The organism is Dehalococcoidia bacterium, from assembly GCA_025054935.1.
Taxonomy (GTDB): Bacteria; Chloroflexota; Dehalococcoidia; order SpSt-223; family SpSt-223; genus JANWZD01.
The window spans coordinates 1-9,194 of the sequence record JANWZD010000025.1 but is presented as its reverse complement, the minus strand read 5'-3'; the positions used below and the strand labels follow the sequence as shown (position 1 = coordinate 9,194).

At 69.2% G+C, this 9,194-nt stretch carries 9 protein-coding genes; 1 reads left to right on the top strand and 8 read right to left on the bottom strand.

What is annotated here, in order from left to right; translation table 11 throughout:
• Nucleotides 1-195 precede the first annotated feature (195 nt).
• From cas2e to cas3, 8 genes are read right to left on the bottom strand one after another with little or no spacing between them, the layout of a single operon-like run.
• Nucleotides 196-513: a type I-E CRISPR-associated endoribonuclease Cas2e gene (gene cas2e / locus NZ773_15960; protein ID MCS6803422.1), complete on the bottom strand. Its 318-nt coding sequence runs from the start codon at nucleotides 511-513 to the stop codon at nucleotides 196-198.
• On the bottom strand, nucleotides 491-1,387 hold the full coding sequence (cas1e, locus tag NZ773_15955) for a type I-E CRISPR-associated endonuclease Cas1e (protein ID MCS6803421.1): 897 nt from the start codon (nucleotides 1,385-1,387) through the stop codon (nucleotides 491-493). Before cas1e ends, cas2e begins: the two co-directional genes overlap by 23 nt.
• Complete coding sequence (locus NZ773_15950) at nucleotides 1,384-2,082, bottom strand: type I-E CRISPR-associated protein Cas6/Cse3/CasE (protein ID MCS6803420.1); 699 nt, start codon at nucleotides 2,080-2,082, stop codon at nucleotides 1,384-1,386. Before NZ773_15950 ends, cas1e begins: the two co-directional genes overlap by 4 nt.
• A gap of 9 nt (nucleotides 2,083-2,091) precedes the next feature.
• Entirely contained in the window at nucleotides 2,092-2,790 is a 699-nt protein-coding gene (gene cas5e, locus NZ773_15945) for a type I-E CRISPR-associated protein Cas5/CasD (protein ID MCS6803419.1), read from the bottom strand.
• Nucleotides 2,791-2,801: 11 nt separating this feature from the next.
• Entirely contained in the window at nucleotides 2,802-3,941 is a 1,140-nt protein-coding gene (gene cas7e / locus NZ773_15940; GenBank protein ID MCS6803418.1) for a type I-E CRISPR-associated protein Cas7/Cse4/CasC, read from the bottom strand.
• Between the two features lie 21 nt (nucleotides 3,942-3,962).
• Nucleotides 3,963-4,475, bottom strand: coding sequence for a type I-E CRISPR-associated protein Cse2/CasB (gene casB, locus NZ773_15935; protein MCS6803417.1), 513 nt, complete (start codon nucleotides 4,473-4,475; stop codon nucleotides 3,963-3,965).
• A gap of 12 nt (nucleotides 4,476-4,487) precedes the next feature.
• The gene (casA, locus tag NZ773_15930) at nucleotides 4,488-6,104 is read right to left on the bottom strand and encodes a type I-E CRISPR-associated protein Cse1/CasA (protein MCS6803416.1); all 1,617 of its coding nucleotides are present in this window, start codon (nucleotides 6,102-6,104) and stop codon (nucleotides 4,488-4,490) included.
• Nucleotides 6,088-8,697, bottom strand: coding sequence for a CRISPR-associated helicase Cas3' (gene cas3 / locus NZ773_15925; protein ID MCS6803415.1), 2,610 nt, complete (start codon nucleotides 8,695-8,697; stop codon nucleotides 6,088-6,090). Before cas3 ends, casA begins: the two co-directional genes overlap by 17 nt.
• Before the next feature lie 79 nt (nucleotides 8,698-8,776).
• Here cas3 and NZ773_15920 point away from each other — a divergent pair.
• Nucleotides 8,777-9,194 (top strand): UbiA family prenyltransferase (locus NZ773_15920; GenBank protein MCS6803414.1); only part of this gene is annotated, 418 nt, incomplete at its 3' end.

Here is a 9,194-nt window from a genome sequence, read left to right as displayed (position 1 = left end):
GTCGATCCCCGCGTGCGCGGGGGAGACTACCGCCCGATGGCAGGCGAGTGGATCGCTGGGGGTCGATCCCCGCGTGCGCGGGGGAGACCGAGACGCTCGGCACAGTAGTGCCGGCGTGGACGGTCGATCCCCGCGTGCGCGGGGGAGACCCTAGATCCTAAGTGATTGTCTTTACCGAGGAAAACCCACTCTGCCCTACTCGGGCGATCCACCTCTGGCCTCCTCGACGCTGCGACGGCTCAACACCAGCCCATCGACCTCGGCGAGCGCAACCGGCGGGACGCCAAGCGTCCGCACCGCGATCTCTCCGGGAACCCTCGGCTCGCGCCACAGAAGGACGAGAGAAGCGTCCCGCTCGTGCGGAAACCACTCCCGAAGCACCTCCCAAACGCGCTCCCGTACCGCAGGCGACATTCGTGGCGCACAGTACACCCCGGGAGCGAGCTCGAGCGCCACGGAGGCGAGGAATCCACGCGTCCGGCCGGAGGCGTTACGCGCCACGATCACCGTCATCGATGTCAAAGAGCTGCTTGATCCGCTCGATCATCCGCGGGATGAGCTTCTCGCGGCGAAAGGCCAAGGCCGCACGATACCGCACCTCGCGCTCGAGGGACTCGCTCTTCCCGTCGAGGTATGCGCGCACCGCCGCGAAGGCCAGGGGCAGGGTGAGGTCCACCCGCCAAAGGTCGGCGATATCGAGAGTGAAGGCGATGCTGGAGTCCTCGTGAATGAATCCGAGGGGGGGCAGGGCACACACTGCGGCCACCGCGATTTCGGCGGCTGCCTCGACGAAGGTCGCCGCATGGTTGATGGCCTGATTCGGGAGATCCGCGGCAAGCGGCTGGTTCCGGTCGTACCAGCGGCCATGCCAGACGATCCCGAACCGCTCCGCGACTAGGCGGTAACTTTCCTTTAGTCGCGCCCCCTCGATCCCCCGCAAAGTTTCGATGTCCCGGTGCGGGAGCACCCGGCCGAACCGCCACGCGTACAGGCGACGCGCCGTGTCGAGACGCCTCCTCGGATCGGCCCAGCGCTCGGCATGGATACGAGCCACGTCCGACCGCCCCTGGCCCATCGGGGGAGCGGTGTACAGTTTGACCCCGCCCTCGCCAACCGCCGCGAGGAGCGTTCCGTGCCGGGCACAGAGGCGAAACACGTCATGGGTGAGGCTGGTCCCAGGCCCGAGCAGGATCATCGAGATGCCCTGGTAAGGGATTGCGTAGTCGCCGGCCTCGAAGAGGTCGCTCTTCGCGGCCAAAAAGCGCAACGTCCCGTCCTCGACCGAAAGCCTCCCGTACTCCAACCAAAGGAGACCATGCCGGTCGGCATGCGGAATTCGCGCCTCGGCGAGACCTAAGCGGCCAGGCAAAAATCCGGAGGAACTCATCGCGGCGGCGCGAGCAGGAGCATCCCGAAGCCGAAGGCCCGATGCCGACCAATGCCACGGGCCAGCAGGGACGCGAAGGATGCGGCATCGCGAATCCTCGCCGAGGCTCCGAACAGGGCCGTCGGTCGCTCCACCACTCGGAGCCGCGAACCCTGCCGACGCGAGCGCCGGATCAGCCGGCAGCGCGCGCGCATGCCGAGAAGCTCGACCCGCTCAAGATCCAGGGCCGGCTGGCACCGAGCGATGAACCACTCGCGATAGAGCTCACCCCGCGACCGACCCGGCACCACTCCGCGATCGATGGCGCGCAAGTAGATGTCCTTCTCCTCTCCACCCCGGCGGCTCGTCGGACAGACGAGCGCCTCGATCCAGAGCCGCTGGCCGCAACGCCAGCGCTCGGGCATGGGCTTGCTCGCCACACCATCGACCTCGAGCGCCGACCAGGCCAAGGGGTCACCACAGGCCTTGGCCCGCTCGAGGAGCTCCTCGGCACTCTCGCGGGCATAACCCAGCAGCTCTCCTCGCCGCGCGAAGTAGCGAAAGGGCTTGGGCGCGACCCCGGCGAACAGGGCAGTGAGCCAGGCATGCAGCAAGTAGCCGAGATCATCGTCCTCAAGCGGAATCCCACGCTCGCGGGAGAAGCGGAGCAGAGGCGGGAGGCGTATCGGCAGACGAACGAGATGGAGCCCGCTCATGGCCGCTCCTTAGATCGGTCCGACCGCGTAGCGGCGCGTGCCGCGGTGGATGTTGTTGCGCCAGTCGCGCCGGTCGAAGCGCTCCTCGATGCGCAGGCCAGGACCCTCATCGAGCGGCCAGATGGCTTCCGGCAACCCGGCCCGGCGCGGGCCGACCTCCGCGCGCGGCTCCGCTGCCAGCGCAGCGCGAACCCCGGCCGCCTGCCGGCGCCCAAGCAGAATTGGACTTGCGGGCAGACAGGGCTTGCGGCCGAGAAAGAGCGGCCGCGCCGGCCGCCGCAAGGCGATTTCCAGATCCCCGATCGAGGGCCATCCCTCCCCATCCAAGGCGAGCGCGACGGTGAGAATGCCATTCGCCCAGTAATGGCGGTAGCGGATGTGTGTTGCAGTGGAGGCCGTGCCACCTTGCCGGTCCTCGCGCCGGCCGCGGGTGGTCCAGCCGGTGCCGACGAGATGCGGCTGGCCGAGATCGACGGTCTGGTAGTCGACCAGGAGCTCCGGCTCGGCATCCCAGCGAGCGGCGAAGCGCAGGCGATCCTCGAGATCCTCGAGCCTGTCCACCTCGCGATGATCGAGGCCGAGGGCATTGCCAAGCATCCCGGCGAGCTGGGAGGCGGCCGGATAGCGCCAGAGCGGATGGCGGTTGTCGACGACGACGGCGCCGAAACTCATGAGCGGCGCGTCAAAACGAAGGAGCAACACGTCCATCGCCGCCGACCTCAGCCGAAGATCGCCGTGAGGGCGGCGCCCACGCTCTCACGAACGGGACGCTTGTCGGGCAGTGGCGCGGGCGGCTCCAGCGTCGTCGAGAGAAAGCGCGATCCCTGCGGCGGACCGTACATGGCATCCAGCCGTGCCACGTAATCGGCCAGCCGTTCCAGGGCGAGATGCCGAAGATCGCCGCGGCCGTCGGGGCGCAGAGCGTCGAGGAAGGCGTTGGCGAGCGAGCGCGGCTGCTCCCGCCCGACCTCGAGGAGGAGCGCATCCGCCCAGGCGTACGGGGCGGTGCTCCCCCTCTTCGCACCGGGGCTCTGGCGAAGGATCGACAGGATCAGTGCCTCGAGCACCCGGCGGGCCAGGGGATCGGTCTTTCGCTCCTCCCAGGCCGAGGGCGGAATCCCGGTCAGGTTGCTGACCAACAGGGGTACGTCGACCACCACGTAGCCGTAATACAGGCCGGCGCCCAGCTCACTCTGATTGGCATGGGCGGCACCGGTCTCCTCCTCCCGGCTCAGGTCGTCGACCACGGTGAAGTAGTCGAGCTCGGTGTTGGCCGCATGGACGGTGAACGCGTGGGCCACGTGCACCGGGGCATCGACCCGGGCGAGCAGGTCGGAGGTGACCATGCGCCCGAAGAGGGCGGCGGTCAGACCGGCCGCCGACTTGCTCATGGCTTTCAGGTTCTCGGCCTGCTCCTTCACCACCTCCTCGAGCGCCTTCTCCGCGCCGACGCCCTTCCCCTTTGCGCGCTGAACCGCCTCCTTCAGGAGTTCGACCAGGTAGTCGGCCTCCCGCAGCCCGAAGAGCACCGGCTGGTTGAGATCACCTCCCTTCTTGACCCCTCCCTCGATCAACCGCTCCGCGAGCTGGCTGACGAGCGTCTCGGCATCCTGCTCTGGTACGCCCGCAGCCACTGCCTTGGGAAGGACCGTCCGGGTGAAGAAGTGCCGCGTCCGCTGGCCGTCCGGAAGCTCGGGGAGCGCGGCGGTGAGGTCGTCGCGCCAATGCCGCTTGAGGCACTGCGAGGAGATCCGCAAACGGATCGCATTACCGAAGGGGATGCGTTTGGCGAGCCCCGCATCGTCGCGGTTGAGCAGGCTCGCGGGGTAGGAGATGAGGGTGTGGATCTGGAGAAACATCGTCCTGCTCCTCGGTGGGTGTCAAGGGTTGCGCGGGAGGTGACGGTAGAAGTCGGCGGCGATCTGCCGGTGGAGCTTCTCGCGCCGTTCGCCTTCGCCCAACAACAGGAATCGCGCCGCATCCGCGAGGTCCAGGCGTGCGCCCTTGGCGGCCAAGAAGCGGATCGCATCCATGAACAGGGGGACCCGCAATTCGGCCGGTGCGGAGAGCAGGCGTTCGAGGCGGCCCTCGGAGAAGCCGTGCTCGGCCAGGGCGCGGCCCAGCGGACGCTGCCGTTCGTGCCCGTTCGGTCCTAAGGTCGCCGCACTCCAGGCGAGGACGGCCCAGGACTCAAGCTGCCGCTCAGGGGGGTCTTCGCCGAGATCTCGCAACCACAGGCGATAGAAGGCCAACGGTAGAGGCTGGCCAGGGGCCCAGCGTCTCAGCGCCGCGCGGTCCCCGTTGGGGAAGCGAGCGGCGTGGATGGCGCGGAAGAGACGCTCGCCACGCTCGGCAAGCGAGATCTTCTCCTCGGAATAGGCGTGCTCGCTCATGAGGTCCTCCGCTTACGAAGAAGGGTGGGTCATCGCTTCTTCCGTGTCCGGGAGGAGGCCCGCCTTGCGCAGGCTTCCCCACCATAGCCCCTCTGCGCGCGTGCGCGCGCGCCAGCGGCGGCCCGAGGGCAGGGGGAGCATGGCGGCAGCCTCGGCAAGCAGGCGCTCCCCGAGCCCGACCAGCTCCTGCCGCCAGCGCTCGCGCACGGCATGGTGGTCCTGCGCCGCTCCCTGCCAGAGGATCGGGAAGTACGTCGCGCGCCAGCCCTCCGCGAAGCGCTCCCGCACCGCCCTGAGCCACGACTCGACCCGCGCGGCGTCGGCCTCCTCGGGACCGCCTTCGATCAGGAGCGCAAGGGCGATCGAAAGAGAGCTCCCCACCTTGCTCGCATCGCCAAGCATCCCCTGGGCGAGTTCCCCGAGACGCTTGCGCCGATGGTCATCGAGAAGAGCGCGGCGAACGACGGCTGGGACAGGGAGTTCCACCCGGTGGTAGCCATGGGTCACACCTTTCCCCCGCACGAGGCAGGAGGCGACGAACCACTCGGGCGCCTCCGACGGGGTGCTTTGCGCGGCAGCCGGACGGGGCTTCTGCAGGGCGGTGAGCTCATAGCCCTGCTCAAAGAGGAGAGCGGTGAGGAGTTCGGGCGTAAAACCACTCTCCTCGACGGTCAAGGCGAGACGGCCATTCCCTTTGGCGGCGATCCAGATCGGGGTCCATGGGTCTCCGACATCGCCGGTGTCGATGCCATACGCATCGATCTGACGCCTTTTGCTGTTTGCGGTGAGCGCGACGATGCGCCCTTCCGCGGTCCTCCAGAGACGGACCGGACGAGCGCATTCGATGAACCACGGCTCGAGGGCAGAGAGGGGGAATTGATGATCCTCACGATTCCATGGCCGAAGCCAGGTCAACACCACGCCCCGCTCGGCGTAGCCGTGGGATTGTCGGATGCTCGCTCGGATCCGGATCAAGACCTCCGTTTCCTCGCGAAAGCGGGCCGAGGGATCGAGGCTGCGGCACCAGGAGACGATCGGCCGGCTGCCGAACCCACCGTTCATGCGCACGATCCCGTAGTTCCCCTTGCCGAGGTAGCCGCTCGTGGTCTGGAGCGCAACCAGGGCATAGGCCCAAGCCTCGGCCTCGCTCGGCGCGATGCGCGAAGCCTTGAGGTCGTGGTTTTTCGTCGTGATCAGCACGTCGAGCTGATCCGGCGTCATGGCCCGGGGTTCGAGAAGGGTTTTTCCGCGGACCCGGCGCAGCCCATAGTCCTCCTCCTCCCCGAGGCTTTCCCAGGGATGCTGGAAGAAGGCTGGCTTTGTGACATCCTCCACCCCAAGAGCCCAAGCCTCCGCGAGGCCATCGGCCAGGGCGAGGAGTCCCTCCTGCCAGTAAGGAGGATCGTCGGGAAGGGGCGGATCGCGGGGGAAGCGGGCATGGACGCTCGCCGCGAGCTGGACCAGAAAGACATGCCAGGGGTCGGCTTGGTGGGGGCGAAGCCCGCGAAAGCCGCGCAGGCGGCCGCCGCTCAGGGCCGCAAGGATTCCCGGAAGACTGAGCCGATCCGGGCCGTGGTCGAGGAGCACGCCGAAGACCGGCTCGGCGAGGAGGTCATGCATCGTCTGCATCGTCATCCTCCGGGTCGTCCCGTTCGAGACCGAGGCGGGAATAGCGAAAGCGGCGGCCGTTGACCGAGAAGCGGAGCACCCTGCCGTCGCTCTCGACGGGAACGGGCACGTCGGTAATCCTGCGGAGATCGTCGCCCGCGAGCCAGTGCGCGGGCATGGGCAGGCTCCGCAGCTCCCTGCCGAACGGGGAGCGGACCGGGGTGGCGAGGGGGAGCTCCATGGTCGGAAGGCCGAGACGGGTGAGCACCGACTCCCCCCTGTCCGGGTAGTGCAGCTCGCCGAAGGGACGGTCGTCGACCAGCGAACGCAGGGCCTGGCGGACCTCGGCGCAGACCTTGCCCTCGAGCTCGTCGCCGTGCCTGCGCCAGCTCTCGCCGAGCCGAAACAGACGCTCGGGATGGGTGGCGAGCTCGATGAGCTCGCGGGCCTGGTCGGGAAGGGTTACCTCCCCGCGTTCCCGGAGGAGTTCCCACGTGAGGGCCAGCACCCGGCCGTCCCGGTAGACGGCCCCGAGCCCTGCCGGCCCGCGCAGGCACCCTCGCTCGTCCAGGTACTGCTCGAGCGGCTTCTCGGGGACAAAGACGAGCGCGCGCGGCTCGGCGAAGGCGTGCGGCCGGTCGCGCCCGTCGTGCCGGTGCAGGCGGCCGAGGCGCTGGAGCAGGACGTCGATCGGGGCCAGATCGGTGAGGAGGAGGTCGGCGTCGAGGTCCAGGCTCTGCTCGAGGGTCTGGGTGCCGATCACGAGGCAGGGGCGAGAGGCGGACCCCTTCCCGAGGGTGTGGCTGAGCGCTTCGTCGAGAAGTTCGCGATCTTCTGGGGCGAAACGGCCGTGATGGGGGCAGCGTTGGCCGTCGACGGCGAACACGGCATCGAGCAGTCCCGGCTCCTTCTCGCCGAGGAACTTCTCGACCTCGCGGAAGAGGGCGATCGCGCGCCGCACCGTGTTGCACACGACAAGCACGCGTGCCCCATCGCGGAGCGCGGAGCGGACCGGCTCGAGGAGGGCGCGCTGATCCTCGAGGGAGGCACGAGGCTCGAGGCGGAGCCTGCGCTGCCGCGTCGAGGGGTGCGACCAGCCCCGGTCCCGCGCGGAAAGCAGCGGATAGGGTCGCCTCATCGCCTCCTCGAGCGGAAGGAGATCGCGCCCGAAGAGGCTTGCCGCCGCCGACTCGCCGAGCGTGGCGGAGAGCAGGAGCGCCCATCCGCCCCGGCCGAGATGGCCGCAGAGCAGGCCGCGGACCAGCTCCCGCAGGTAGGGATCGGAGGCGTGAACCTCGTCGACCACAAGGAGGCTGCGGTCGAGGCAGACGGAGCGGAGCAGGCCGTGCCGGACCGCAAGGGCCGACAGCACGGCCTGGTCCACCGTGCCGACCGCCACAGGCGCAGCGAGGAAGCGCTTCGGGTGCTCGGCGGACCAAAGCCTCTCGCGCCAGCGATCCTCCTCCCGATCCGGCCAGAGGTGGTCGTGCGGATTGGCGAGGACCTCTCCCGCAGGAATGCCGTCGGCGCGCGCGTATCCCGGAACCGCGAGGAGAACGGGACGGGGACGGGCGCCCTCCTCGGGAAAGGCCCGCTCGATCGCGCGCCGGACCCGCCCGTAGAGCTCGCGCGCGGCCACGCGCGTGGGCAGGGCGAAGTACAGTCCATCCACCTCCTTTGCGGCATAGAGGCGCAGGAACCAGGCGAGTGCGGCTTCGGTCTTGCCCGAGCCGGTCTCGGCCTCGAGCAGCAGCAGGCGCGTCGAGTCGTCGACGGGAAGCTTGCCGAGGAGCGCGGCCTGGACGGGGCTGGGGGCGAAGCCGAGGGCCTCCTCGAAGTCCCGGGGCGAGCGCTCGTCCGGAGAGGCAAGCCCGATCGCGCGAAGCGCCCAGCGCGCGGCCTCCCGGGCCAAGGCGGGGCGGTCCTCCTCGCCGCTCTTCCGGTAGGGGAAGAAGCGGGTGTCGGAGGCGATCCAGTCCGCGAGCATCACCAGCCCCGCGAAGCGCTGCTGGAGCGCGGGCGCGGCATCGATCGGGGGAACGCCGGTCGCGAAGGCGCTCGGGAATACGCGGAAGGCAGCGTCGGCCAATGCCGCAACCGAGGCGATGGGGTTGCAGTCCCCTGCCTTGCGCCAGTACCGATGCGCGCTATGGCCGATGCCGGAGGCGTCATAGTCCGACCAGGAGACCGGCCTGCCGTGGTGGGAGAGGCTTGCGAGGAGCATCGCGAGTGCCTGCTCACCGTCCCTGAACCAGCCTGCGATCGCGCCCACAAGCTCACGCCAAGCCTCAGGCCAGAGCGCCCGGCAGCAGTCTTCCCGGAGGAAGGCGACGGCCTCCATCACGTGGCCACAGGTGTCTCGGGCGCCGGGAATGGCCTTGGCTTGAAAGCCCCGGTTCGCCTTGCCGAAGTCGTGGAGGAAGGCGAGCACCGCGAGCCGCTCGCGCTGGGCGGGATCGAGCTCCGCGAGGGAGCGGGCGAGTCGCGGCAGCTCGAGCAGGCTTCGGAACGCGAAAGCGACGTCGACGCAATGGTCGACCAGAGGGTGCCAGCTCCCGTCCGGACTGCGCTTTCCCCAGCATTCCATCCCCTTCGTTCCTCCCCGAGCGCCCACCCGATTATCATCGCCTTCGCCCGTCTCAGCCGCTGCGACTGCGGCAGCGCAAGCCATCCGGGGCGGCCCGACCCTCGCGATGACCGCCACCCTCGGCCAGTACTACCAGCTCACCAAGCCCAAGGTGGTGGCGCTCATCGTGTTCACCGCCGTGGTGGGGATGTTCCTCGCCAGTCCGGCCCTCCCGCCGCCGGGGGTGCTGCTCTGGGGGACGGTCGGAATCGGTCTCGCCGCGGCCTCGGCCGCGGCCTTCAATCACCTGCTCGACCAGCGCATCGATGCGCGCATGGCGCGCACCATGGACCGGCCGCTGCCGAGCGGCAGGCTGAGCTCCGAGCAGGTGGTGCCCTTCGCCTCCTTCCTCGCCGCGGCCTCGATGTTCGTGCTCGCGGTCTTCGTGAACTGGCTGACCGCGGCCCTCACCTTCGCCTCGATCATCGGCTACGCGCTGGTCTACACGGTGTACCTCAAGCGCGCCACGCCGCAGAACATCGTGA

Excerpts from the sequence above, each read along its gene's own strand:
- cas1e (MCS6803421.1), bottom strand. The coding sequence starts at position 1,387 with ATGAGTTCCTCCGGATTTTTGCCTGGCCGCTTAGGTCTCGCCGAGGCG.
- casA (MCS6803416.1), bottom strand. The coding sequence starts at position 6,104 with ATGCAGACGATGCATGACCTCCTCGCCGAGCCGGTCTTCGGCGTGCTC.
- cas2e (MCS6803422.1), bottom strand. The coding sequence starts at position 513 with ATGACGGTGATCGTGGCGCGTAACGCCTCCGGCCGGACGCGTGGATTC.
- NZ773_15950 (MCS6803420.1), bottom strand. The coding sequence starts at position 2,082 with ATGAGCGGGCTCCATCTCGTTCGTCTGCCGATACGCCTCCCGCCTCTG.
- casB (MCS6803417.1), bottom strand. The coding sequence starts at position 4,475 with ATGAGCGAGCACGCCTATTCCGAGGAGAAGATCTCGCTTGCCGAGCGT.
- cas7e (MCS6803418.1), bottom strand. The coding sequence starts at position 3,941 with ATGTTTCTCCAGATCCACACCCTCATCTCCTACCCCGCGAGCCTGCTC.
- cas5e (MCS6803419.1), bottom strand. The coding sequence starts at position 2,790 with ATGGACGTGTTGCTCCTTCGTTTTGACGCGCCGCTCATGAGTTTCGGC.